22 protein-coding genes and 3 pseudogenes are annotated in these 24,295 nt (G+C 72.2%); 16 read left to right on the top strand and 9 right to left on the bottom strand.

What is annotated here, in order from left to right:
- Positions 1–71 precede the first annotated feature (71 nt).
- From JNW91_RS17505 to JNW91_RS17475, 7 genes and pseudogenes are all read right to left on the bottom strand, one after another.
- On the bottom strand, positions 72–1,028 hold the full coding sequence (locus JNW91_RS17505) for an ATP-binding protein (protein ID WP_309244401.1): 957 nt from the start codon (positions 1,026–1,028) through the stop codon (positions 72–74).
- 78 nt (positions 1,029–1,106) lie between these two features.
- Positions 1,107–1,718, bottom strand: a complete 612-nt coding sequence (locus JNW91_RS17500) for a TetR/AcrR family transcriptional regulator (RefSeq protein WP_203176533.1) — start codon at positions 1,716–1,718, stop codon at positions 1,107–1,109.
- 247 nt (positions 1,719–1,965) lie between these two features.
- Positions 1,966–3,249 carry an ABC transporter substrate-binding protein gene (locus tag JNW91_RS17495; protein WP_203176531.1) on the bottom strand — a complete coding sequence of 428 codons (1,284 nt, stop codon included), beginning with the start codon at positions 3,247–3,249 and terminating at the stop codon, positions 1,966–1,968.
- An 83-nt stretch (positions 3,250–3,332) separates the two neighbouring features.
- Positions 3,333–4,445 carry a branched-chain amino acid ABC transporter permease gene (locus JNW91_RS17490; RefSeq protein ID WP_203176529.1) on the bottom strand — a complete coding sequence of 371 codons (1,113 nt, stop codon included), beginning with the start codon at positions 4,443–4,445 and terminating at the stop codon, positions 3,333–3,335.
- Positions 4,442–5,167: pseudogene (locus JNW91_RS17485) on the bottom strand (branched-chain amino acid ABC transporter permease); the annotation flags it as partial. The pseudogene JNW91_RS17485 and the gene JNW91_RS17490, both read right to left, overlap by 4 nt.
- Positions 5,168–5,225: 58 nt before the next feature.
- Positions 5,226–5,699 carry a hypothetical protein gene (locus JNW91_RS17480; RefSeq protein WP_203176542.1) on the bottom strand — a complete coding sequence of 158 codons (474 nt, stop codon included), beginning with the start codon at positions 5,697–5,699 and terminating at the stop codon, positions 5,226–5,228.
- 153 nt (positions 5,700–5,852) lie between these two features.
- Positions 5,853–6,317 (bottom strand): Lrp/AsnC family transcriptional regulator, encoded by a 465-nt coding sequence (locus tag JNW91_RS17475; protein ID WP_203176527.1) that lies wholly within the window; start codon positions 6,315–6,317, stop codon positions 5,853–5,855.
- Between the two features lie 146 nt (positions 6,318–6,463).
- Between JNW91_RS17475 and JNW91_RS17470 the strand changes: the two genes are divergently transcribed.
- The 14 genes and pseudogenes from JNW91_RS17470 to JNW91_RS17405 all read left to right on the top strand — a co-directional run bounded on the left by JNW91_RS17470 (position 6,464) and on the right by JNW91_RS17405 (position 19,614).
- Entirely contained in the window at positions 6,464–7,366 is a 903-nt protein-coding gene (locus tag JNW91_RS17470) for a tryptophan 2,3-dioxygenase (RefSeq protein WP_203176540.1), read from the top strand.
- Between the two features lie 14 nt (positions 7,367–7,380).
- Positions 7,381–8,690 (top strand): annotated as a pseudogene (gene kynU, locus JNW91_RS17465) (kynureninase).
- Positions 8,687–10,024: an FAD-dependent oxidoreductase gene (locus tag JNW91_RS17460; protein WP_203176525.1), complete on the top strand. Its 1,338-nt coding sequence runs from the start codon at positions 8,687–8,689 to the stop codon at positions 10,022–10,024. The pseudogene kynU and the gene JNW91_RS17460 overlap by 4 nt, the downstream one beginning before the upstream one ends.
- A gap of 23 nt (positions 10,025–10,047) precedes the next feature.
- A complete protein-coding gene (locus JNW91_RS17455) occupies positions 10,048–11,529 on the top strand; it encodes a 2-hydroxymuconic semialdehyde dehydrogenase (protein ID WP_203176537.1) in 1,482 nt (493 codons plus the stop codon).
- A 20-nt stretch (positions 11,530–11,549) separates the two neighbouring features.
- Complete coding sequence (locus tag JNW91_RS17450) at positions 11,550–12,347, top strand: 2-keto-4-pentenoate hydratase (protein WP_203176524.1); 798 nt, start codon at positions 11,550–11,552, stop codon at positions 12,345–12,347.
- A complete protein-coding gene (locus JNW91_RS17445) occupies positions 12,344–13,339 on the top strand; it encodes an acetaldehyde dehydrogenase (acetylating) (RefSeq protein ID WP_203176521.1) in 996 nt (331 codons plus the stop codon). The genes JNW91_RS17450 and JNW91_RS17445 overlap by 4 nt, the downstream gene beginning before the upstream one ends.
- A complete protein-coding gene (gene dmpG / locus JNW91_RS17440; protein ID WP_203176519.1) occupies positions 13,336–14,394 on the top strand; it encodes a 4-hydroxy-2-oxovalerate aldolase in 1,059 nt (352 codons plus the stop codon). Before JNW91_RS17445 ends, dmpG begins: the two co-directional genes overlap by 4 nt.
- Positions 14,391–15,164 (top strand): 2-keto-4-pentenoate hydratase, encoded by a 774-nt coding sequence (locus JNW91_RS17435; RefSeq protein ID WP_203176516.1) that lies wholly within the window; start codon positions 14,391–14,393, stop codon positions 15,162–15,164. Before dmpG ends, JNW91_RS17435 begins: the two co-directional genes overlap by 4 nt.
- A gap of 120 nt (positions 15,165–15,284) precedes the next feature.
- A complete protein-coding gene (locus JNW91_RS17430; protein ID WP_203176510.1) occupies positions 15,285–15,719 on the top strand; it encodes a RidA family protein in 435 nt (144 codons plus the stop codon).
- Entirely contained in the window at positions 15,716–16,240 is a 525-nt protein-coding gene (locus JNW91_RS17425; protein WP_203176508.1) for a 3-hydroxyanthranilate 3,4-dioxygenase, read from the top strand. The genes JNW91_RS17430 and JNW91_RS17425 overlap by 4 nt, the downstream gene beginning before the upstream one ends.
- Positions 16,240–17,250, top strand: a complete 1,011-nt coding sequence (locus tag JNW91_RS17420; RefSeq protein WP_203176507.1) for an amidohydrolase family protein — start codon at positions 16,240–16,242, stop codon at positions 17,248–17,250. The genes JNW91_RS17425 and JNW91_RS17420 overlap by 1 nt, the downstream gene beginning before the upstream one ends.
- 137 nt (positions 17,251–17,387) lie before the next feature.
- Positions 17,388–18,851 carry an amidase gene (locus JNW91_RS17415; protein WP_203176506.1) on the top strand — a complete coding sequence of 488 codons (1,464 nt, stop codon included), beginning with the start codon at positions 17,388–17,390 and terminating at the stop codon, positions 18,849–18,851.
- Between the two features lie 48 nt (positions 18,852–18,899).
- Positions 18,900–19,220: an aa3-type cytochrome oxidase subunit CtaJ gene (gene ctaJ, locus JNW91_RS17410; RefSeq protein WP_456085415.1), complete on the top strand. Its 321-nt coding sequence runs from the start codon at positions 18,900–18,902 to the stop codon at positions 19,218–19,220.
- Positions 19,207–19,614 carry a DUF5130 family protein gene (locus JNW91_RS17405; protein WP_203176505.1) on the top strand — a complete coding sequence of 136 codons (408 nt, stop codon included), beginning with the start codon at positions 19,207–19,209 and terminating at the stop codon, positions 19,612–19,614. The genes ctaJ and JNW91_RS17405 overlap by 14 nt, the downstream gene beginning before the upstream one ends.
- 66 nt (positions 19,615–19,680) lie before the next feature.
- Here the strand turns inward: JNW91_RS17405 and JNW91_RS17400 are convergent, their stop codons facing one another.
- Both JNW91_RS17400 and pepN read right to left on the bottom strand, forming a co-directional pair.
- A complete protein-coding gene (locus tag JNW91_RS17400; RefSeq protein WP_203176504.1) occupies positions 19,681–20,244 on the bottom strand; it encodes a Uma2 family endonuclease in 564 nt (187 codons plus the stop codon).
- Positions 20,245–20,328: 84 nt separating this feature from the next.
- Positions 20,329–22,877 (bottom strand): annotated as a pseudogene (gene pepN, locus JNW91_RS17395) (aminopeptidase N).
- 220 nt (positions 22,878–23,097) lie between these two features.
- Between pepN and JNW91_RS17390 the strand changes: the two are divergent.
- Entirely contained in the window at positions 23,098–23,724 is a 627-nt protein-coding gene (locus tag JNW91_RS17390) for a mycothiol-dependent nitroreductase Rv2466c family protein (protein ID WP_203176503.1), read from the top strand.
- Between the two features lie 193 nt (positions 23,725–23,917).
- On the top strand, positions 23,918–24,295 hold a 378-nt coding region (locus tag JNW91_RS17385; RefSeq protein ID WP_203176502.1), incomplete at its 3' end, for a hypothetical protein.

Raw genomic sequence — 24,295 nt, 5'->3', positions numbered from 1 at the left:
CTCCGTGAGCGGCGCGCTGGCCGCGACCATCGCGCGGGCCAACGGCTGGTGGAATGTCACGCCCCCCGGCTCTACGCGGACCAGGCCGGCGACCTCCGCCGCGCGAGCGCCTCGACCGCGGCTCGCGTCGCCCGGGTCGGGGCGCCCGGCCCGCTCTCCTCGTCCAACGCGGCGAGCAGCAGCAGCCGGCGGGTGGACGGCGGCAACCGGTCCAGCCGGGTCCGGTAGGCGCGGCCCAGCGCGCCGTCGGTCGGTGGCACGGTGGGCAGCCGCTCCTCGCCCCGCCACTGCCCCGGGGTGAGTACGTCGGCGAGATCCGCCAGGGCCTGCGGGTTACCGCCGCCGACAACGCCGAGTGCGGCGACGACCGGCGGGGCGGGCCGCTCGGGCGGCCGGTCGGCGTCAACGACATCGCACTGCCGTTGGCTCCGCAGCCGGAGCCGGTCGGTGAGGACGGCCGCGCTCTCCCGTTCGGTCAACGGTCGGAGCCGGTGCGCGGCGATCCCGTCGATCGTGGCGGTGACGTCCGCGGTGAGCAGGACGACGACCGGCAGACGCCGCAGGCGGCGGGCCGCGAAGGCCAGCACCCGTCCGGTCTGCGGGTCACCCAGGTCGACGTCGTCCATCGTCACCAGCAGCGGACGGTCCCGGGCGGCGACGGCGAGCAGCCCGAGCACGGCCATCGACAGCGCGAGTTGGCGACCGTTCGGGCAGTCCTCCCCGCCGAGTGCCCGCCGCAGCAGGTGGCGTTGCTCCTTCGGCAGGGCGGCGGCCCGGTCGAGCAGCGGATCGAGCAGGCGTTGCAGGCCGGCGTACGGCAGGGCGGCCTCCTCGGCCAGCCCGGCGCCGGCGAGCACGGTGGTGGTGCGGCCCTCGACGTGCCGGTGGGCGTGGCCGAGCAGGGCGGTGCGGCCCGATCCGGGCTCACCGTGCACCAGCAGGGAACCGCCGCCGTCGGTGATGGCGTCGAGCAGGCCCTGGATGGTCCGGCACTCGTCGTCCCGGCCACGCAGCACGGTTAATTGCACTCTTGATGCAGTAACCATGCATCACAGTGTCACTCATCGGTAACCGGATGAAAAGGGGGCGATGCCCGCCGGGCCGGATCAGTCGGCCGACACCTCGGCCAGCAGGGCGCCCACCGTACGTGCCATCACCGCGCGGGCCGGGTCCACGCCCAACCCGAGGCCGTCGCGCAGCATCGACCAGGCCGACCACGTGCTCGCCGCCACCAGCGCGTTGAGCAGCTGCTCCCGCCCCCGGCCGGCCCGCGTCAGCTCGGCGGCGAAGAGGTGCTCGACCTCCTCGCGGACCCGGTCGATGTGCTTGAGGCGGTTGCGGTGCAACTGACCCGAGACCGGCTCACGCATCTGGGCGGCCCGCGCCGACGGCGCGATGAGCTGGAGCAGCCGGGCCCGTTGCCGGCAGTACGCGTCGACCCGCTTGGCCAGCGGCAACCCGGGCGAGATCGGCCGGTAGGCGGAGTCCTGCTGGCGGAGCACCTCGGCGCCGCTCGCCTCGAACAGGGTCTCCATGTCCTTGAAGTTGGTCCAGAGCGTCCGCAGCGAGATGCCGGCCCGTTCGGCGATGCGTTCCCCGGTGGGGCGCAGGTCACCCTCGGAGATGAGGGCGAGGTGGGCTTCGACGATGGCGGCGCGGGTGCGCTCGGCCCGGGCGGTCCGCCCGTCGACCCGGCCCGCCGCCTCGACCGTTTCCATCCGTCTCCGCCCCTTCACCGCCACGGCGTCCCCCGACGCACCGCCGAGTCTAGCCAGGCGATGATCAGCCGGTGGCGGCCGGTGACGATGACGAGCAGACATGAATTTGCAGTCATGGTGCGGATAGTAGGAGGGCTGATCTCTCGCGGTCAACGTTCCCCCGGCCCCGCGCCGGGACGCGCGCAGCCGTACGACCGGGTGTGGTCACGCGCGGCCACACCCGGTCGACTGCCGGCGGTACCTGTGGTCAGGAGACGGTCGGCACCCCGTTCGCGGGCGGCGCGGCCGGCGTGGCGGCGTACTCGTTGACCGGCCCGTCCGCCTCGTCGGTCTCGTATGCCGGCCCGAAGTAGCTCTGCACTCCCCCGGTCACCCGGCTCAGCCGCTGGCCGCCGTAGCCGGAGTGGTCGCTCGCGGAGAAGCGCAACGGGACCAGCCCCGGGCCCTGGAAGCCGCCCTTCTGCACGGCCCCGAGCACCTTCTCCCGGGTGAGGTCCTTGCCCGCGCTCAGCAGCGTCTGCACGAACAGGTAGCCGACCGACATGCCGTAGACCGTGTTGCCGTCGAACGGCGCGTCCCCGTTGTGCGTCTTGTTGACCTTCATGAAGAGCTGGATCCACGGGTTCGAGGTGTCGTTCTGCATCGGCAGGTAGTTGGTGCCGATCATGCCCTCCAGCAGCGGAGCGGCGGCACCGAGCTGCTTCGCGAGGGTCGGGTGGTCGGCGCCGACGTTGGAGACCAACCACTGCGGCTTGAAGCCCAGCCTCGCGGCGGTGCCGATGGAGAGCGCGGTGAAGCCGGGCACGGTGGCGAGCACCACGACCTGGCAACCGGCCGCCTTGAACGCGCCGATCTGCGGCGCCACGTTGGTGTTGCTGGTGACGTACGTCTGCTTGACCGCCACGGCCCCGGCGCCGAGCACCTTCTCCACGCCGGCCAGGCTGTCGCGGCCGAAGTCGTCGTCCTGGCCCAGGAAGCAGACCTTCTGCCCGGCCAGGTTCGCCTTCGCGTAGTTGGCGAGGATCTTGCCCTCCACCGTGTAGTCCGGGTTGAACCCGAACGTGCCCGGATACTTGTCCGGCTGGTCCCAGCTGCGGCTGCCGGAGGCGACGAAGAGGTCGGGCACCCGGTTGGTCTTGAGGAAGTCGAGCACTCCGGTGTGCGTCGGCGTGCCGAGGCCGTTGAGGATGGCGAAGACCTTGTCCTGCAGGACGAGCTGGCGGACCACCTGCTGGGTGTTCGCCGGGTTGTACCCGTCGTCCATGACCTTGTAAGTGATCTTGCGACCGTGCACACCGCCGGCCGCGTTGACGTAGTCGAAGTACGCCTTCGTCGCCGGCGCGATCTTGGAGTATCCGGCCGAGGCCGGCCCGGTGAGCGGCATGTGGGTGCCGACGACGATCTCGGTGTCGGTGACGCCCGGCACCGCCGCCCCGCCGGGGCCGGAACCGTCGTCACCGCAGCCGGCGGCGGCGACCAACAGGGCGATGGTGCTGACGATCGCGAGACCGCGTTGTGCCGTACGGTGCATGAGGAACACCGACCTTTCTCGGTCCGGTTCTTTCGGGAACGGTGTGGTGGTGGGGCGCCCGGCCGAGGCCGGGCCGGGACAGCTCAGGAACGCCGGGCCGGCCATCGGGCCAGCAGCGCCCGGCCGAGACGCGACAGCAGACCCTGCACGCCGCCGGGGGCGGCGATCATGACGACGATCAGGGTGAGCCCGAAGATCGCCAGTGGGAGGTTGCCCTCCAGCCGCTGGGCCACGGCGGGCGAGAGCGTGAGCACCTCGGTCGCGGAGTGGGTGAGGTCGGGCAGGGCCACGAGCAGCACGGCCCCCCACAGCGCGCCGGTGAGCCGACCGAGACCGCCGATCACCACGGCCATCAGCAGGAACAGCGACAGGGTCAACGAGAACGCGCCGGGCGAGACGCTCTGCGCGAGCACCGCCAGCAGCGCACCGCCGAGCCCGGCGGTGGCGGCGCTGACCACGAACGCGAGGACCTGCGTACGGGCCACGTGGATGCCGGCGAGGCGCGCCGCCACCTCGTCGTCGCGCACCGCCCGGAAGGTACGCCCGTACCGGCTGCGGATCAGGTTGGCCAGCAGCAGCAGCGCGAGCAGGGTGGCCGCGCCGGTGAGCCAGAGCTGCCACCGCTCGTAGGGGAAGAACGGACCGAGCGACGCCGGTGGCGGCTCCACCGGCACCGACAGCCCCTGCTCGCCGTTGAAGACGCCATCGAAGGTGACGGCCAGCGCCGGCACGACGACCGCCACGGCGAGGGTGACCCCGGCCAGGTAGGGGCCGCGCAGCCGGGCCGCGGCCACGCCGACCACCGCGCCGACCGCGACCGTGCTGACGATCGCCGCGCCCAGCGAGAGCGGCAACAGCCAGCCGCCGGTCATCCCCCGCTCGGCGAAGGCGTTCTGACACAGAGCCACGGTGTACGCCCCGGTGGCCATCAACGCGCCGTGCCCGAGCGACAGTTGGCCGTTGAGCCCGGTGAGGACGGTCAGCCCGGCGGTCGCGCAGAGGTAGGCGGCCACCGTGGCGAGCTGGAAGTTGCGGAACGGTTCGACGGCGTAGCTGACCGCCACCAGCAGCAGCCCGACGGCGAGCACGACGGCGAGGTGGCGCAGCAGGGTGGAACCGCGCCGCCGGTCGGCCGGTCGGTCAGCGGCGTCGACCTCTTCGTGCTTCGGCGGCAGGGCCGCCCTCGTGGCGCTCACACCCGCCTCGCCGCGACCGGGGCGAACAGCCCGCCGGGCCGGACCAGCAGCACCGCCAGCAGCAGGACCAGCACCGCCAGCGGGGTGAGGTCACTGCCGGCATAACCACTGACGTACGAGAGCAGCAGACCCACCACCAGACCGCCGACCACCGCCCCTGGTGGACTGTCCAACCCACCGACCACCGCCGCGGTGAAGGCCGAGACGAAGACCAGGTCCATCGCGTGCGGATGCAGCCCCAACTCGGTCGGGAGGACCAGCATGGCGGCCAGCGCGCCCACACCGGACGCGAGCGCCCAGCCGAGCGTCAACATGCCGCCGACGTTGACACCGAGCAGGCGGGAGACCTCGGGCGCGAAGGCCGCGGCGCGCATCCGCAGACCGACCGGGGTACGGGCGAACATCCAGGCCAGTCCGCTGACCACCACCCCGATCGTGGCGAAGACGAACAGGTCGTACGGCGACAGCACGGCGACACCGCCCACGGTGAGCGCCGAGCGACTGAACGGCGCCTCGGCCGGGCGGAACTCGTTGCCGTACACCATGCCCAGGACGGCCTGGATCAGCAGCACCAGCCCGAGCGCGACGATCACCGGGTTGAGCGGCGACGCGTGGTCGACGTGGCGCATCACGACGCGGTCCACCACCGCGCCGAGCAGGAGCCCGGCGACGATCGCCACCCCGAAGCCCAACCAGTACGAGCCGGTCGCGGCGGACACGGAAGCGGGCGCGGCGATCCGGCCGCGCACGCGCGGATCTGCGGGTCATGGCTGGTCCGGCTCAGGAGCCGGCTCCGGTCCGGCGCCGTCCGCCCGCCATGCCGAGCGCGACCGCGGTGGCCACCAGGGCCACGCCGCCGAGCACCAGCAGCGAGCCGGTACCCCGGCCTCCGGCGGTGCCGCCGCCCCCGGTCGCCGGTCCCTTGCTGGGCGAGGCCATGTTGAGCACGGTCAGCGTCGTGGACGCCGTCTGGCCGTTCTGGCAGCGCAGGTCGACCGGGTAGTCGCCCGGTTCCTTGTTGCCCGGAACGGTGACCTCTCCCTTGAGGAAGCCGTTGTCCGGTCTGAGCACCACGTGCCCGAACGCGTCGGAATGCACGTTGCCCTGCCGATCGTTGTTGTTGTCGCAGCTCGCGCGGATCGTGACCCGGCTGCCGGCCGGGACGCTGTTCGGCGTCACCTCGACGAAGGTGTTCTCCCCGGCGCGTGCCGGTGAGACCGTCATCAGGACGAACGCCGCGACCAGCCCCACCAGTGTCAGTGCGGACGAGAGCGCGCGGTTGATCGTGCGGATACCCTGCATGATTTCCCCCCAACCGGCGACGACCGCCGGAACCCTCCCCTGGGCACGCGCGCTGCTTTCCCCCTGACCCGGGGGCAAACCCGTGCGCGGGCGGGGTGGTGGGTGTCAGGGGCGGCGGAGGTTGGCGCCGCTGGACGGGAGCGGGGTGATCGGCTGCCAGTCCAGCGGGGACGACAGGACCATCGTGCTCGACGGCTGGCCGTACGGGGCGAGTCGGTCGATGACCCCTTCGAACTCGCCGATCGACCCGGCGGCCACCCTCAGCATGCTGCACGCGTCCCCGGTGATCCGGTGGATCTCCAGGATTTCCGGCCAGCCGGCCACCGTCGGATCGTGGAGGATGCACCGCGCCCCGTAGCAGGACATCCGGATCATCGCGACCACGGTGCGGCCGGCCCGGGTCAGGTCGACGTGGGCGTGGTACCCGGTGATCACACCGAACTCCTCAAGCCGGCGAACCCGTTCCGCGACCGCTGGTGGGGACAGGTGCACCCGCCGGGACAGCTCGCTGAAGGAGAGCCGCGCGTCGGCCTGCAGCTCGCGCAGCAGCGCCCAGTCCATGTCGTCCACGCTCAGACCTTACTTTCGTGAACCCGACTCGCCTAGCTGCCTTTGGTTTGCCAGCCGCAGTCCGTGAGAGCCGTTGATTCGGCATTCCGTAGGCCGTTCGACCGCGGGATCATGACGTCGGCCAGTTCGGGGAGGGGAGAGCAATGGTGGATCAGACGGAGCGGCGGGCGCCGAACCGCCCCGCCACGGTGCGACCGGTGACCCCGCGGCAGCGGGCCGCCCGCGCCGCCCGCAACGGCGGCGAGCCGACGCTGGAGTTCGCCGAGCGCGTGCCGTACGACGCGTACGTGCAGGCCAGCACGCTGCACCAGTTGCAGCAGCCGCTCAGCACCGACCCGGGCGAGATGTCCTTCCTCATGGTCAGTCAGATCATGGAGCTGTACTTCGGGCTGACCTGCCACGAACTGCGGGAAACCCAGCGACTCCTCCGCGCCGACCAGGTGTGGGAGGCGCTGGCCCCGCTGCGCCGCGCCGCCCTGCACCTGGAGGGGCTCAACGCCGCCTGGCGGGGCCTGCGCTGGATGACCCCGGCCGACTTCAACCGGTTCCGCAACCTGCTCGGTGAGGGCTCCGGCTTCCAGTCGGCCATGTACCGGCACCTGGAGTTCCTGCTCGGGCTCCGCGACCCGGCGCTGATCCGGCCGTTCCGCCGGCAGACCGAGGTGCACGCCGCGCTGACCGCGACGTTGGCCGCCCCCAGCCTCTGGGACGACGTGGTCGCGTTGCTCGCGCGACGCGGCTTCGACCTCCCCGCCGACCTGCTCGACCGGGACGTGGTGGTGGAGCACGACCCGCAGCCGTCGGTCGAGGCGGCCTGGGTACGGATCTACGCCGACACCGGCCCGGACAACCACCTGCGGCTGCTCGGCGAGGCGCTGAGCGGGGTCGCCGAGGAGTTCGGCGACTGGCGGTGGAACCACGTCAAGGCGGTGCAGCGAACAATGGGCGCCAAGGTCGGCAGCGGCGGCTCCGCCGGGCTGGCGTGGTTGCAGCGCAGCATGTCCCGGGTGGTCTTCCCGGAGCTGTGGTCGGCCCGTACCGCGATGTGACCGGAGAGCGAGACATGCACACCCCAGAACGAGAGGCGCACCGCCCCGCCGCAGGCGAGGCCGACGCGCACCGCCTCGACGAGGCCGACCCGGGCCACCGGCACCTGTTCCACGTGCCGCCGGCGGACGGCGGCGACCACCCCGAGTCGGCGTACCTCGCCGGCAACTCGCTCGGGCTGCAACCCCGGGCCACCCGCGACGAACTCCTGGCCGACCTGGACGCCTGGCGGCGCCTCGGCGTCGAAGGGCATCTGGAGGCGGAACGGCCCTGGCTGCCGTACCACGAGCTGTTGACGGCGCCGGCCGCCCGACTGGTCGGCGCCCGGCCCACGGAGACCGTGGTGATGAACTCGCTCACGGTCAACCTGCACCTGCTGATGGTGAGTTTCTACCGCCCGGCGGGTGTCCGCACCCGCATCGTCATCGAGGATGCCGCCTTCCCCTCGGACAGTTACGCGGTCCGCAGCCAGGCGCGGTTCCACGGCCTGGACCCGGACGACACCGTGGTCCGGCTGCGCCCACGCCCCGGCGAGGACGCGCTGCGCACCGAGGACGTGACCGACTACCTGGCCGCCGAGGGCGAGCGGGTGGCGTTGGTGCTGCTCGGCGGGGTCAACTACCTGACCGGCGAACTGCTGGACATCGCGGCGATCACGGCCGCCGGCCGGGCGGCCGGCGCGACGGTCGGCTGGGACCTGGCCCACGCGGTGGGCAACGTGCCGCTGGCCCTGCACGACTGGGACGTCGACTTCGCGGCCTGGTGCTCCTACAAGTACCTGAATTCCGGGCCGGGCGCCCTGGCGGGCGTCTTCGTGCACGAGCGGCACCTCGGCGACCCCGACCTGCCCCGCTTCGAGGGCTGGTGGAGCACCGCGGCGGCGACCCGGTTCGAGATGACCCCGGTGTCCAGGCACCGGCCACGGTGGAGGCCTGGCAGGTCTCCAACCCGCCGATCTTCGCGATGGGTCCGGTGCGCACCTCGCTGGAGCTGTTCGACACGGTCGGGATGACCGCGCTGCGCGCGCGCAGCCAGCGCCTGACCGGCTGGCTGGAGTCGCTTCTCGACGAGGTCATCGCCGACCGGCCGCTGCGCGTGGTCACTCCGCGCGACCCGGCCCGGCGGGGCTGCCAGCTCTCGGTGCGCATCGGTTCCGGCAGCGCCGCCGAGCTGACCAAACGCCTACGGTACGAACACGGCGTCATCGCCGACGCCCGCGAACCGGACGTCGTCCGGTTCGCCCCGGTGCCGCTCTATTCCACCTACCTCGACTGCTGGCGTGCGGCTGCCGCGCTGGCGTCCACCGTGGGGCAGGTGGCCTCATGACGGCCCGGCGGGACGAGATCGCGATCGTCGGCGCGGGGTTGGCCGGTTGTCTGGCCGCCTGTTTCCTGGCCCGGCGCGGCTACCCGGTGGCCCTCTACGAACGGCGGCCCGACCCGCGTACCGGCAGGGCCGAGCGTGGCCGCTCGATCAACCTGGCGCTCTCCGAGCGTGGGCTGGACGCGCTGCGCCGGATCGGCCTGGCCGAGCAGGTGATGACCGACGCGCTGCCGATGCGCGGCCGGATGATCCACCCGGTGCAGGGGGAGTCGCAGTTCCAGTCGTACAGCGCCGGAGGTGACCGGGCGATCAACTCGATCAGCCGCGGCGCGCTGAACAACGCGTTGCTGGACGCGGCCGCCGCGCTGCCCGGTGTCCGGATCGTCTTCGACCACCGGCTGGTCGGGCTCGACCCGACCGACGGCGCCCTGAGCTTCGACACCCCGCACGGCACGATCGCCGCCAAGGCGTCGGTGGTGCTGGGCGCCGACGGCGCGGGCTCCGCGGTACGCGGACAGCTGCTGGCGTACGGGCTGCTGCGCGAGAGCGTGGACTTCCTCGACTACGGCTACAAGGAGTTGACCCTGCCGCCGCTGGGCGGGGACTTCGCGCTCGATCCGGACGCGCTGCACATCTGGCCGCGTGGCACTTCGATGATGATCGCGCTGCCCAACCCGGACCGCTCCTTCACCTGCACGTTGTTCTGGCCCAACGAGGGCCCCGGCAGCTTCGCGGCCCTGGACAATCCGCTGGCGATCGAACGGTACTTCGCCGAGCACTACCCGGACGTGGTCCCGTTGGCGCCGACCCTCGTCGACGACTACCAGCACAACCCGGTTGGTGTGCTCGGCACGGTCCGGTGCGCACCCTGGCAGGTCAACGGCACCGTCGGTCTGCTCGGCGACGCGGCGCACGCGATCGTGCCGTTCTACGGACAGGGCGCCAACTGTGCCTTCGAGGACGTGGTGGAGCTGGACCGCTGCCTCGACGAGTGCGCCGACGACTGGGCGGCGGCGCTGCCGCTGTTCCAGCGGCGGCGACAGGAGAACGCCGAGGCCATCGCGCGGATGGCGCTGACCAACTTCGTGGAGATGCGGGACAAGGTCACCTCCCCGGTCTTCCAGCTGCGCCGGAAGGTCGAGCACGCACTGGAACGGGCACTGCCCGGCCGGTACGTTTCCCAGTACGAGCTGGTGTCCTTCTCCACCACCCCGTACGCCGAGGTGCGCCGCCGGGTGCGCCGGCAGCACCGGGTGCTCGGCGCGGTCGCCGGCGGTGCCGCGCTGCTGCTCGTCGGCGCGATCAACGCGGCATTCGGTCGAGGGAGGCGCGGATGATCGGCAACTGGGATCCACGGCTGATGGCCGGCCGTCCGCCAGCCGGGCCGCAGCGGCTGCGCAACTTCGTCGCCGGCGAGTTCGTCGACGGCGGGCCGACGTTCACCAAGGCCAGCCCGGTGACCGGCGAGCCGGTGTTCGAGGTGGTGGAGGCGTCGCGGTCCACGGTGGACGACGCGGTGGCCGCCGCCCGGGCCGCGCTGCGCGGGCCGTGGGGCCGGATGGGGGAGCGCGAGCGCGCCGAGGTGCTGCGCCGGGTCGCCGACGAGCTGGAACGCCGCTTCGACGACCTGGTCACCGCCGAGGTCGCCGACACCGGCAAGTCCATCGCCCAGGCCCGCACGCTGGACATCCCGCGCGGCGCGGCGAACTTCCGGGCATTCGCCGAGATCGTGGCGACCGCACCGACCGAGTCGTTCACCACGGTCACCCCGACCGGCGGCCGGGCGCTCAACTACGCGCTGCGCAAGCCGGTCGGCGTGGTCGCGGTCATCGTGCCGTGGAACCTGCCGCTGCTGCTGCTCACCTGGAAGGTCGCCCCCGCGCTGGCCTGCGGAAACGCCGTGGTGGTCAAGCCCAGTGAGGAGACGCCCGCGTCGGCGACGCTGCTCGCCGAGGTGATGGCCGCCGCCGGCGTACCGGCCGGGGTGTTCAACCTGGTGCACGGGTTCGGGCCCGACTCGGCCGGTGAGTTCCTCACCCGCCACCCGGGCGTGGACGCGATCACCTTCACCGGTGAGTCGGCCACCGGCGGCGCGATCATGCGGGCCGCCGCCGACGGTGTGAAGGCGGTGAGCTTCGAGCTGGGTGGCAAGAACGCCGGCCTGGTCTTCGCCGACGCCGACCTGGACGCCGCGGTCGCCGGGTCGGTGCGGTCCAGCTTCACCAACGGCGGGCAGGTGTGCCTCTGCACCGAACGCCTCTACGTGCAGCGCCCGGTCTTCGAGGAGTTCACCGCCCGGCTGGCGAAGCGGGCCGGCGAACTGGCGTACGGCTGGCCCACCGACGAGGCCACCGCCACCATGCCGCTGATCTCCCACCAGCACCGGGCGAAGGTGCTCGGAGCGTACGAGCTGGCCCGCGCCGAGGGCGCCGAGGTGCTGACCGGAGGCGGCACGCCCACCTTCGGTGACGCCCGCGACGGCGGGTCGTACGTGCAGCCCACGGTGCTCACCGGGCTCGGCCCGGACGCCCGTACCAACCGGGAGGAGATCTTCGGCCCGGTGGTGCACGTCGCGCCGTTCGACACCGAGGACGAGGCGTACGCCCTCGCCAACGGCACCGAGTACGGCCTCGCGGCGACCGTGTGGACCCGCGACGTGGGCGTCGCGCACCGCGCCGGCGCCCGGCTGGACGCCGGCATCGTCTGGGTGAACACGTGGTTCCTGCGTGACCTGCGCACCCCGTTCGGCGGGGTGAAGGCGTCCGGCATCGGCCGCGAGGGTGGCGTGCACTCGCTGAACTTCTACTCCGAACTCACCAACGTCTGCGTGGACCTGTCGTGAGTTCCAGCGAGGGAGTGGGCATGGAAGCTGACATCGAGGCCGCCAACCGGGAGCTGGCCGACGCCCGCAGCACCGGCAAGCCGTGCCCGCCGCTGCGCGGTTGGCTGCTGCCGGAGGGTGATGTCGAGTCCGCGTACCGTGTGCAGCAGCTCCAGGCGCGGGCCTGGCAGGGCCGTGGCGAACGCCGGGTCGGCGCGAAGATCGGGCTGACGTCCCGGGCGGTGCAGGAGACCTTCGGGGTGTTCCAGCCCGATTTCGGGATGCTGACCGACGCGATGGCCGTCGGCGACGGGGTCGAGGTGGCCGTCGACCGGCTGCTCCAGCCGCGGGTCGAGGCGGAGATCGCGTTCGTGCTCGACCGGGACCTGGCGGACCCGCAGATCACCACGGTCGACCTGATCCGCGCGGTGGACCACGTGCTGCCGGCGATCGAGATCGTCGACTCGCGGATCGCCGCCTGGGACATCTCCATCGTGGACACCGTCGCCGACAACGCCTCCAGCGGGCTCTTCGTGCTCGGCACCACGCCGCGCCGGCTCGCCGACGTCGACCTGCGGCTGTGCGGGATGGTGCTGGAGCACGCCGGTGAACCGGTCTCGGTGGGCGCGGGAGCGGCCTGCCTGGGCAACCCGCTGCACGCCCTGCACTGGCTGGCGAGCACCCTCGCCCGCGCCGGTGACCCGCTGCGCGCCGGCGACGTGGTGCTCTCCGGGGCGCTCGGCCCGATGGTGCCGGTCACGCCCGGAGCGGCCTACGAGGCCCGGATCTCCGGGCTCGGCTCGGTGCGCACATCCTTCAGCGACAGGGGCGGCCAGTGACCATTAACGTGGCGGTGCTGGGTTCGGGAAACATCGGCACCGACCTGATGATCAAGGTGTTGCGGCTGAGCAGTGCCCCCGATGGGTCGCGACTGCGGGACTCCGCTTCGCTGCGTTCCTCGCGCTCCCCGGCGAGCCTGCGGATGGTGGCCATGGCCGGCATCGACCCGGCCTCGGACGGCCTGGCGCGCGCCCGCCGGCTCGGCGTGGCCACCACCGCCCAGGGCGTGGACGGCCTCGTGGCGCTGCCCGAGTTCGCCGACGTCGAGCTGGTCTTCGACGCCACCTCGGCCGGCGCGCACCGGCGCCACGACGAGGTGCTGCGGGCACACGGTCGGACGGTGGTCGACCTGACCCCGGCCGCGCTGGGCCCGTACGTGGTGCCGCCGGTCAACCTCGACGAGCACCTGCACGAACCGAACGTGAACATGGTGACCTGTGGCGGTCAGGCGACCGTGCCGATCGTCGCCGCCGTACGCCGGGTCACCCCGGTGGCGTACGGGGAGATCGTCGCGTCGATCGCGTCGAGGTCGGCGGGGCCGGGCACCCGGGCCAACATCGACGAGTTCACCGAGACCACGGCCCGCGCCATCGAGGTGGTGGGCGGCGCCGAACGGGGCAAGGCGATCATCGTGTTGAACCCGGCGGACCCTCCGCTGCTGATGCGCGACACCGTCTACTGCCTCTGCCCGGACGCCGACGCCGACACCGCCGCCATCGCCGCCTCGGTGGCGGACATGGTGGCCACGGTCCAGGAGTACGTCCCCGGCTACCGACTCAAGCAGGACGTGCAGTTCGACAGGGTGCAGGCGTACCTGCCGACGCTCGGGCGGCAGCTCACCGCGTTGCAGGTGTCGGTCTTCCTGGAGGTCTCCGGTGCCGGGCACTACCTGCCCGCGTACGCCGGCAACCTGGACATCATGACCTCGGCCGCGCTGCGCACCGCCGAGAGGCTGGTCGCCCTGCGCTCCTCGGAGGTGGCCGCGCGATGACCGACCTGTACATCCAGGACGTGACGTTGCGCGACGGCATGCACGCCATCGCCCACCGGTACACCGTCGAGCAGGTGCGCAGCATCGCCGCAGCGCTGGACGCGGCCGGGGTGGCCGCCATCGAGGTGGCGCACGGCGACGGGCTGGCCGGTTCCAGCGTCAACTACGGCCACGGCGCGGCCACCGACGCCGAGTGGATCTCGGCCGCCGCCGAGGTGCTGACCACGGCGAAGCTGACCACGCTGCTGCTGCCCGGCATCGGCACCATCGCCGACCTGAAGGAGGCGAAGGCGCTCGGGGTGACCAGCGTCCGGATCGCCACCCACTGCACGGAGGCGGACATCTCCGCCCAGCACATCTCCTGGGCCCGGGAGAACGGCATGGACGTGGCCGGCTTCCTGATGATGTCGCACATGAACGACGCGGCCGGGCTGGCTGAGCAGGCCAAACTGATGGAGTCGTACGGGGCGCACTGCGTCTACGTGACCGACTCCGGTGGCCGGCTGCTGATGTCCGACGTGGCGCAGCGGGTCGACGCGTACCGGCAGGTGCTCGCACCGGAGACGCAGATCGGCATCCACGCCCACCACAACCTGTCGCTCGGGGTGGCGAACAGCGTGCTGGCCGTCGAGCACGGCCGGATCCTCGGCGCCGGACCACTCGGCTCACCGTCCGGGCGGACCGTCCGCGTCGACGCCTCCCTCGCCGGCATGGGCGCGGGCGCCGGCAACGCACCGCTGGAGGTCTTCGTGGCGGTCGCCGAGCTGCACGGCTGGAAGCACGGCTGCGACGTGTTCGCGCTGATGGACGCCGCCGACGACATCGTCCGCCCGTTGCAGGACCGGCCGGTCCAGGTGGACCGGGAGACGCTCTCCCTCGGGTACGCCGGGGTCTACTCCAGCTTCCTGCGGCACGCCGAACGGGCCTCCGCGAAGTACGGGGTGGACGTGCGGTCGATCCTCGTCGAGCTGGGCCGGCGTCGGATGGTCGGCGGCCAGGAGGACATGATCGTCGACGTCGCACTCGACCTGGCCGGCCAGGAGGAGCAGTCATGAGCGGACCGGACATCGCGGGGATCGCCGAGAAGCTGGGCACGGCCGCCGACACGGCCACCGCCATCCCGCAGCTCGCCGCCGAGGCCGGCCTCGACGTGGACACCGCGTACGCCGTGCAGGCCGCGCTGCTCCAGCGTCGCATCGACTCCGGCGAGCGGCTGGTCGGGCTGAAGATGGGGCTCACGAGCAGGGCGAAGATGGCCCAGGTCGGCGTGGACGAGGTGATCTGGGGGCGGCTCACCAACGCGATGCGGGTGCCCGACGGTGGCGTGGTGGACCCGAGCGCGTACATCCATCCCCGGGTCGAGCCCGAGGTGGCGTTCCTGCTGGACCGGCTGCCGGAGCCGGGCGAGCCGGTCGGCGACTTCGCCACGGCCGTCCGCGCGGTCGCCCCGGCCATCGAGCTGATCGACTCCCGGTACGCGGACTTCCGCTTCTCGCTGCCGGACGTGGTCGCCGACAACACCTCGGCCGCCGCGTTCGTGATCGGGCCGTGGTCACCGGTGCCGGCGGGGCTGGACAACCTGGGCGTGCTGCTGGAGGTCGACGGGCGAGTGGCGCAGGTCGGCTCGACGGCGGCGATCCTCGGTGACCCGCGCCGTGCGCTCGACGAGGGCATCCGGCTGGCCGGCGGGCACGGGGTGCGGCTGGAGCCCGGGTGGGTCTTCCTGGCCGGTGCCGCCACCGCCGCGGTGCCGCTGCGTCCCGGTGCCCATGTCCGTGCGGTCGTCGAGAAGCTCGGCACCGCGTCCCTGAAGGCAACGTCATGACCCCCCACACCGCGGTCATCATGGAGTTGTGGTGGGGGATGAAAGGTGCGAGACGCAATCTATCGGGCACCACAAGTCCATGATCGACGCAATTGTGGGGCTTGGCGGGGGAGCGGGACGGTGACCGGGGGCGGCGGGGCTCGGGTTGTCGCGGGGAAGGCCGTGCCTCGGGGGGCGTTTCCGCACGTGAAGGTCGCCGGGGGTTTTGTCTTTGTCTCCGGTACGTCGTCGCGGCGGGCCGACAACAGCTTCGCGGGCGTGTCGGTGGACGGGTTCGGCACCACGAACCTGGACATCCGGGTGCAGACGCGGGCGGTCATCGAGAACGTGCGGGACCTGCTGCGGTCGGTCGGCGCGGACCTCACCGACCTCGTCCAGGTGACGTCGTACCTGGTCAACATGAACGACTTCGGTGGTTACAACGAGGTCTGGGCGGAGTTCTTCGACGCGTCCGGGCCGACCCGCACCACGGTGGCGGTGCACCAGTTGCCGCATCCGCACCTGCTCATCGAGATCCAGGCCGTGGCCCTTCTTCCCTCGGGAGGTCAGTCGTGAGTGAGATCGCCGAGCCGTTCAGTTTTCCCGGATGGATCGCGGAGAACCAGCACCTGCTGAAGCCGCCGGTGGGCAACAGGGAGATGTTCCCCGGCGGGGACGACTTCATCGTGATGGTGGTGGGCGGGCCCAACCAGCGCACCGACTTCCACGTGGACCCGTACGAGGAGTTCTTTTACCAGGTCAAGGGCAATATGCACATCAACCTGATGACCCCGCAGGGGCCGCGTACGGTGCACGTGCGCGAGGGTCAGATGTGGATGCTGCCGCGGAACACCCCGCATTCGCCGCAGCGGCCGGAGGCCGGTTCGATCGGTGTGGTCGTGGAGCGGGTCCGCGAGGAGGGCACGCTGGAGACCTTCCAGTGGTACTGCCCCGACTGCGGGCACAAGGTGCACGAGGTGGAGTTGCAGGTCCGCGACATCGCGGCCGACCTGCCGCCGGTGTTCCAGGCGTTCTACGCCGACGAGGCGGCGCGTACCTGCGCCAACTGCGGCACCCTGCATCCGGGCAAGGGCTGATGCCCGCAGATGTGGTCGACGTGCACACGCACGTCGTACCGAAGGGGTGGCCGGACCTCGGCGGCGCGTGCGGCGGGTCCGGTTGGCCCTGGTTGCGGGTGGACTCGGAGCGCGCCGCCATGATCATGGTGGGGGAGACGGAGTTCCGCCCGGTCGGTGCCGAGTGCTGGGACGCGTCGCGCCGACTGGCCGACATGGACGCCGACGGTGTGGCCGTGCAGGTGGTGTCACCGACCCCGGTCTTCTTCAGCTACGACCGCCCGGCCGACCAGGCGGTGAAGGTCGCCCGGATCTTCAACGACCTGACCCTGGAGGTCACCGTGGCCGGTGGCGACCGGCTGGTGCCGTTCTGCCAGGTGCCCCTCCAGGACCCGGACGCCGCCTGCGCCGAACTGGACCGCAGCCTGGCCGCCGGGCACGTGGGCGTGGAGATCGGCAACCACGTCGGCGACCGGGACCTGGACGACGCCGGAGTGGTCACCTTCCTCCAGCACTGCGCCGAGGTGGGAGCGCCGGTCTTCGTCCACCCTTGGGACATGCCGGGCGGTCCCCGGCTGGACCGGTGGATGGCGCGGTGGCTCACCGGGATGCCCGCCGAGACACACCTGTCGGTGCTGGCGATGATCCTGGGTGGCGTCTTCGACCGGGTGCCGGAGACCCTGCGGATCTGCTTCGCGCACGGTGGCGGCAGCTTTCCGTTCTGGCTGGGTCGCGCCGACAACGCCTGGCACCGCCGTGGCGACCTGGTCCGGGGCGCGTCCGCCGGCCCGCCCAGCAGCTACCTCGACCGCTTCGGCGTCGACTCGGTGGTCTTCGCCCCGGCCGCGCTGCGGCTGCTGGTCGACACCATGGGGGAGGACCGGGTGCTGGTGGGCAGCGACTACCCGTACCCGTTGGGTGAGCGGCCCGCCGGCGCGGTGGTCCGCGCGGCCGACTTCCTCACCGACGACCAGCGCGACAAGATCCTGTCCGGCAACGCCCTGCGCTTCCTCGGCCGGTCGCATCCATAGGTACTCGCGTGCTCGCCCGCCGAGCTGCTGGTCGACCTGCCAATCACTCCGGCCGTCACCACCGCGGGCACGCTGGACTGACGTCCGGACGCCGTGTCGGCCCGTCGGCGGGCGGTTCCAGCGGGCAGGATGACGGAATGGCCGAGCCGCACGACCTGACCGCGTTGGAGCAGGCCACCGCGATAGCTCGCGGTGAGCTGTCCAGTGCCGACCTGGTCGAGCATCACCTCCGTCGGGTGGCCGCGCTCGGCGACACGGTCGGCGCGTTCGTCACGGTCACCCCGGACCTGGCCCGGGAGGCCGCCCGCGCCGCCGACGCCGCGACCGTCGACCGGCGCGGCCCGCTGCACGGCGTACCGACCGCCATCAAGGATCTGACCCTCACCGCGGGGGTCCGCACCACCTTCGGTTCCGCCGCCTTCGCCGACTTCGTCCCGCCGGTCGACGCCGACGTGGTCCGGTTCATCAAGGCCGCCGGCCTGGTCAGCCTCGGCAAGACGACCACCTCCGAGTTGGGCTGCTCGCTCTACTCGGAGGGCCGGGTCGCGCCGCCGGCCCGAAATCCGTGGCAACTGGCGTACACCGCCGGTGGTTCCAGCGGCGGCGCGGCGGCGGCGGTCGCGGCCGGTCTGGTCCCGGTCGCCCAGGGCTCCGACGGCGGCGGGTCGCTGCGCATCCCGGCGTCGCTGTGTGGCCTGGTCGGCTACAAGCCCAGTCGCGGCCTCGTCTCCGGCGGGCCGCTCGGCTCCGGCGCGTTCGGCCTGCCCACCAGCGGGCCCCTCGGGCGGACCGTCACCGACGTCGCCGCGCTGCTCGACGTCATGGCCGTGCCGGTGCCGGGCGAGCCCTACCTGCCGCCGCCGGCGCCGCCCGATGGCTTCCTGGCCGCCGCCCGCCGGGCCGCACCCGGCAAACTGCGGATCGGTCGGTTCACCACCCCGATGCTCGCCGACGAGCCGGTCCACCCCGACTGCGTCGCCGCCGTGGACCGGGCCGCGGCGCTGCTCACCGCCGCGGGGCACGAGGTGGTCGAGGTGCCACCGCCGCTCGGGCCGGCCGCGTGGCCGCTGTTCGAGATCATCTGGTACGTGCTGGCGCTCGCCCCGGTGCCCCCGCAGCGGGAGCCGGAGCTGCTGCCGTTGACCCGGCTCCTACGCGCCCGTGGCGCCGACATCTCCGCCGGCACGCTGGCCGCCACCCTCGGCGAGTTGCAGGCCCAGGTCCGCCTCGGCGCCCGCCGCACCGCCGGCTGCGACCTGCTGCTCTGCCCCACCCTGGCCACCCCGCAGGCGCCCGTGGGCTGGTTCACCGCAGACGGTGACCCGGCGGCCGACTTCGACCGGCAACGCCGCTTCTCGCCCTACTGCGCCATCTTCAACGTCACCGGCGATCCCTCCGTCTCCCTGCCGCTGGGCACCACCACCGACGGCCTGCCCGTCGGGGTGCTGCTCACCGGCCGGTACGGCGACGACGCGCGGCTCATCGCGACCGCTGCGCAACTGGAGAACTCCAGTGGCGGATGGGATCGGCACCCCGCAATCTGGCTGGCCGTCGACTCCGCTAACGTGAATGGAGACGGAGTCGGGCGGTCAACGTCATGATCGTCCATCCGACCCGATTGTTCGAGGTCCTTCTTCCGCCTGGGGGCGTTGGGATTGTCTGTTACCGAGACGTTGCTGGTCTTCGTCGGCATCCCGGCGGCCGCGGTGCTGGTCATCGCCGGCCTGACGTACGCGGGTAGCCGTGGTGGTGCCACCGGCGGCGGCGGTGGCGCGAAGCGCTACCGGCCGGGCCGCCCCTTCGACTTCACTCCGGTGTGGTTCCTGGGCCGCCCGGAGCAGCTGGCCGACTCGGCCGGCACCGCGCTGACGGCGGGCGCGCAGGCGCCCGCGCTGACCAGCCACAAGCTTGAGCAGGCCAGCGTCGAGGCGCCGGCCGGGGGAACCGGAGGCGCAAGTGACCGTTGGTGAGAAGCAGGCCGGGTCGGAGAATCCGCCCGAGGTGCTCGACGGGCCGTTCTCGACCCGTCAGCTGCTGCGCATCGACGAGGCCCTGCGACTGGCCGACCAGGGCACCGGCCTGGTGTTCTCGGTGTTCGTCGGCGGCCTCGACGAGCCGATCCGTGAGCACGCCCAGCGGCTGCACCGCCAGCTCGCCGACCCCGACAAGTCGGTGCTGATCGCGGTGTCGCCCAACCAGCGCCAGTTGGAGATCGTCACCGGTCGGCATGCCCGCAAGCGCATCCCCGACACGTACGTCAAGCTGGCCGCACTCTCCATGGTCAGCGCCTTCAGCGGCGGCGACCTGGCCGGCGGCATCATCAACGGCCTCGACCAGCTCGCCAGCCACGCGGGCAAGGGCTGACCCACTCGTACGACGAAGCCCGGCCCGCGCTCAGCGGGGCCGGGCTTCGGTCTGTCCGGGGCCGTCTCAGCGCGGCCAGGCGCTCGGATCCAGCGTCATCGCCCACGGCTCGTCCACGGTCACCGGGTCGTCCGGCCCCACGGTGCCCAACAGGTCGTAATGGTCGCCCTTGCCGAGCTGGTAGCGGTAGACCACCGGTCCGAAGTCGCCCATTTCCACCCGCCAGTAGTGCGCGATACCCGCCTCGGCGTAGAGCGCCGGCTTGGTGAACCGGTCATGCCGACGGCTTCCCGTCGACTCGACTTCCAGAACGAGCGCGATGTCCGCCGGTTCGGCCCACATCCGCCCGCGTGGTGCCTTCGGCCGCAACACCGTCAGATCGGGGATGAGGTTGCCGCCGGGCACCCGTACGCCGATCTCCCGGATCACCCGCCAATCGGTGGGAGCCGTCTGCCGCAGCGCCATCCGAATCTCGTCCGCCAGCTCGTGGTGCTCGGGACCGGCTGGAGGGGTCACGTGCAGGCTCCCGTCGATGATTTCGTAGCGGTTCCCGTCGGCGGGCAATCCGAACAGGTCCTGTTCGCGCCAGCCCCGCTCCGGTGGGCGCCACTGGTAGGTCGGCTGTGCCATCGCTTCCACCTCCTTCCGCAACCATAATCGCCCGAGGCCGGCGCGGGCTCACACCCACGCCGGCCCCGGTCCGGCAGTAGCGGATCAGGCGCTCTGGGCGTCCTTCGCGCGGGCCTTGAGCGCCCGCACCACACCGTCGCGGCCCTCGGCGACCAGCCGACGCAGCGGGGCGGGGTGCCCGTCGCCGGCCAGCCACGCGTCGGTGGCCGCCACCGTGTCGTCCTCCACGAGGTACGTCGGGTACGCCAACTGGGCGAACTCCTGCGCCGGCTCGCTGTCCCGGGTGGCCCACACCTGCCCGACCGCCGCGAAGTACCGCTCCCGGTACGGGGCGACCAGCTCCACCTGCGTCGGGTGCGCGAAGCCCTGCAACAGCGCCCGGTGCCGCCAGTTGGGCAGCGCGTCGGGGCCGGTCAGCAACGCCCAGACGGCGGCCTTGTTCTCCGCCGTCGGCACCAACGCGTGCGCGTACGCGGCCTCCCGCTCGCCACTGGCGGTGCGGTCGCCGGCCAGTTCCGCCTCGATCTCGGCCGGTTCGGCCGCGCCGTTGGCCACCAGCGCGCCGAGCACCGTCCACCGCAGCTCCGTGTCCACGGTCAGACCGGCCGGCGCGCCGGAGCCGTCCAGCCAGCCGCGCAGCTCGCCAGGTCCTCCTCGGAGCGGGCCGCCGAGGTGAAGGCGCGGGCCCAGGCCAGCTGGAACCCACTGCCCGGCTCGGCGGCGGCCAGCGCGTCGCGGGCCGTACGGGCCAGCTCGGCCCAGCCCGTCGGCGCCCAGGCCGGGTCGGCGTACAGGGTGAGCGCGGTGGTCGCCTGCCGCAGGGTGGCGGTGACCAGGTTGATGTCGGTCTCCGCGGGCAGCCCGCTCAGCGTCAGCGCCACGTAGTCGCGGGCGGACAGCTCGGCGTCACGGATCATGTCCCAGGCGGCGGTCCAGCACAGCGCGCGGGCCAGCGACGACTCGAAGCCGCCGATGTGCTGCACCACCGTGGCCATCGACCGGTCGTCGAGGCGCAGCTTGGTGTAGCTCAGGTCGTCGTCGTTGAGCAGCAGGACATCGGCGGCGCGGACACCGCGCAGCTCGGCGAGGTCGGTCCGCTCGCCGGTCACGTCCACCTCGTACCGCTCGCGGCGGACCAGCCGCCCGTCGGCCAGGTCGTACAGGCCCACGCCGATCCGGTGCGTCCGCAGCGTCGGGTACGCGGCCGGCGCCTCCTGCCGGACCGCCACCTGCTCGTACGTGCCGTCCGCGCCGATGGTCACCTCCGGGCGCAACGTGTTGACCTGCGCGGTCTCCAGCCACTGCGCCGCGAACTTGCGCAGCTCCCGCCCGGAGGCCGACTCCAGCTCGGTGAGCAGGTCGTCGAAGGTGGCGTTGCCCCAGGCGTGCTTGCCGAAGTACGCCCGCAGGCCGGCGACGAACGGCTCCTCACCCACGTACGCGACGAGCTGCTTGAGCACGCTCGCGCCCTTGGCGTAGGTGATGCCGTCGAAGTTGACCTCGACGGCCTCCATGTCCGGCATCTCGGTGTAGACCGGGTGGGTGGAGGACAGCTGGTCCTGCCGGTAGCCCCAGTTCTTCCGGATGGACAGGAACGTCGTCCACGCCTCGGTGAACCGGGTGGCGTTGGTGTTGCACCAGTGGCTGGCCCACTCCGCGAACGACTCGTTCAGCCACAGGTCGTTCCACCAGCGCATGGTGACCAGGTCACCGAACCACATGTGGGCAAGCTCGTGCAGGATCGTGTTGGCCCGCTGCTCGTACTCGAAGTCGGTGACCTGCGAGCGGAACAGGTAGTGCGACTCGGCGTGCGTGACGCAGCCGAAGTTCTCCATCGCGCCGGCGTTGAAGTCGGGCACCCAGAGCTGGTCGTACTTCGGCAGCGGGTAGCGCACCCCGAACTTCTCGTGGAAGAAGTCGAAGCCCTGCTTGGTGATCAGGAACAGGTCGTCGGAGTCCAGGTACCGTGCCATCGACGCGCGGCAGAACACCCCCATGTCGATGCCGTCGTGGGTGTCGCGCACCTCGTGGTACGGCCCGGCGCAGAGCGCCGTGATGTAGGTGCTCATCCGCGGCGACTCGGCGAAGTGAACGGTCTTCAGCCCCTCACCGGCCGGGTCCTCGCTGCGCACCGGCATGTTGGACACCACCCGCCAGTGCGCCGGCACCGTCGCGTGCCAGGTGTAGACGCTCTTCAGGTCGGGCTGGTCGAAGCAGGCGAACACCCGCTGCGCGTCGGCCGTCTCGAACTGGCTGTAGAGGTACGTCTCGCCGTCCACCGGGTCGACCGTGCGGTGCAGCCCCTGCCCGCTGTTCGAGTAGCCGAAGTCCGCGTCGACCACCAGGACGTTCTCGCTGTGCAGCCCGGACAGGGTCAGGCCCTTCTCGGCCGACCAGTCGGAGAGGTCGACCGGGGTCCCGTTCAGCACGGCGGAACGCACCGACTCGGCGGCCAGCTCGATGAACGTGCTCGCGCCCGGCTCGGCGCAGCGGAACCGGACCTCGGTCGTCGACCGGAAGGTGCGGCCGTCGGCCGCCAGCACGGCGGTCGACAGGTCCAGACTGATGTCGTACCCGGTCACATCGAGCAGGTGTGCCCGCTTCGTGGCCTCGACCTGCGTCAGGTTGCGCACTCCCGGCACTGTTCGTCTCCATCCCACATCTCGCCGTACGCCCGGCGGCGCCCGTCTCCGGCCGCTCGCGGCGGCGGTCCGGATCCGAGTCTTCCATGGACCCGCATCGGGCGGTGGTCGAGGTCACGGTCCGATTCCTGTGCCGGCCGACGGGACGCGGAGTGAAGATTCCCCAAGACGCCGGATCGCCGGTGCAACCCCGCCACGAAGGGATCTCGCCGTGACCGACCGTGTCACCGCCGACATGTGGTTCGATCCGTCCTGCCCATGGGCGTGGATCACGTCCCGCTGGCTGCTTGAGGTCGAGCAGGTCCGAGCCGTGGACTTCCGCTTCCACGTGATGAGCCTGTCCGTGCTCAACCAGGGCCGGGACCACCTGGACGAGGACTACAAGGCGTTTCTGAGCACCGCCTGGGGCCCGGTGCGGATCTGCGTCGCCGCCGAGCAGCGGTACGGCAGCCACGTCCTGCTTCCGCTCTACACCGCGCTCGGCACCCGGATCCACCTCGCCAAGGAGGAGCGGGGTCCGGAGCTGTACGTGGCCGCGTTGACCGAGGCCGGCCTGGACCCCGCGCTGGCCGCCGCCGCCGACAGCACCGAGTACGACGAGGCGCTGCGGGCCAGCCACGAGGCGGGCATGCGTCCGGTCGGGCAGGACGTCGGCACGCCGGTCGTGCACGCGTCCGGCCCGGACGGCAGTCCGGTCGCCTTCTTCGGCCCGGTGATCACGCCGGCCCCGAAGGGGGAGGCCGCCGGCCGGCTCTGGGACGGCGTCCTGCTGGTCGCCGGCACCCCGGGCTTCTACGAGCTCAAGCGCACCCGTGAGCAGGACCCGATCTTCGACTGATCCCCGACCATTACGCGCCCCCAACCGGACACCGTCGGCTGCCCGGCTGGGGGCGCGTCGCGTTGGTCGTCGGGTGCGTCGCGAGGGCTGGAGGCGGTTGCGGCGTCACCGGTGGGCGGGCGGCGTCGTTTCCCTCGGTGTCCGCCGCAGCGACCCGCAGGGCCGCACCCCGCAGCTCGTGGAGGCATTCCCGATGGCCAAGCACCGTGCGTCCGGTGACGATCAGCTGACCCGGCAGGGGGTGATCGAGACTCCCGGCGCGGCCTACTGGTCGGTCGACGACTCCCGCTGGCCGGCGGTCCGCCCCGACCTTCCCGCCCACGTGGTGGATCTGCTCGCACCGCCCATCGTGGTCGGCGTGGCCCGGGTTCCGGTGACCTCCCGTCTGAGCCCGCCCGCCGACGACCCGCCGGCTGACCTTCCGCCGTCGCTCGTTGCTCCCACACCGCCCATGGCGCCGATCCTCGCGTCCGTACCGTCGGCGCCGGTCCTTCCGTCGGCGGCCGCGCCGGCCGAACCCGAGCCGCCTCCGCCAGCGCCTGCGCCCCCGCGGCCGGTGCCGACGCCGCCG

It is taken from the genome of Micromonospora parastrephiae (assembly GCF_016802865.1).
Classification (GTDB): Bacteria; Actinomycetota; Actinomycetes; order Mycobacteriales; family Micromonosporaceae; genus Micromonospora; species Micromonospora parastrephiae.
This window is presented reverse-complemented; position numbering and strand designations above follow the sequence as displayed.

Excerpts from the sequence above, each read along its gene's own strand:
- JNW91_RS17500 (WP_203176533.1), bottom strand. The coding sequence starts at position 1,718 with ATGGAAACGGTCGAGGCGGCGGGCCGGGTCGACGGGCGGACCGCCCGG.
- JNW91_RS17420 (WP_203176507.1), top strand. The coding sequence starts at position 16,240 with ATGCCCGCAGATGTGGTCGACGTGCACACGCACGTCGTACCGAAGGGG.
- JNW91_RS17400 (WP_203176504.1), bottom strand. The coding sequence starts at position 20,244 with ATGGCACAGCCGACCTACCAGTGGCGCCCACCGGAGCGGGGCTGGCGC.
- JNW91_RS17460 (WP_203176525.1), top strand. The coding sequence starts at position 8,687 with ATGACGGCCCGGCGGGACGAGATCGCGATCGTCGGCGCGGGGTTGGCC.
- JNW91_RS17435 (WP_203176516.1), top strand. The coding sequence starts at position 14,391 with ATGAGCGGACCGGACATCGCGGGGATCGCCGAGAAGCTGGGCACGGCC.
- JNW91_RS17450 (WP_203176524.1), top strand. The coding sequence starts at position 11,550 with ATGGAAGCTGACATCGAGGCCGCCAACCGGGAGCTGGCCGACGCCCGC.
- dmpG (WP_203176519.1), top strand. The coding sequence starts at position 13,336 with ATGACCGACCTGTACATCCAGGACGTGACGTTGCGCGACGGCATGCAC.
- JNW91_RS17415 (WP_203176506.1), top strand. The coding sequence starts at position 17,388 with ATGGCCGAGCCGCACGACCTGACCGCGTTGGAGCAGGCCACCGCGATA.
- JNW91_RS17455 (WP_203176537.1), top strand. The coding sequence starts at position 10,048 with ATGGCCGGCCGTCCGCCAGCCGGGCCGCAGCGGCTGCGCAACTTCGTC.
- JNW91_RS17495 (WP_203176531.1), bottom strand. The coding sequence starts at position 3,249 with ATGCACCGTACGGCACAACGCGGTCTCGCGATCGTCAGCACCATCGCC.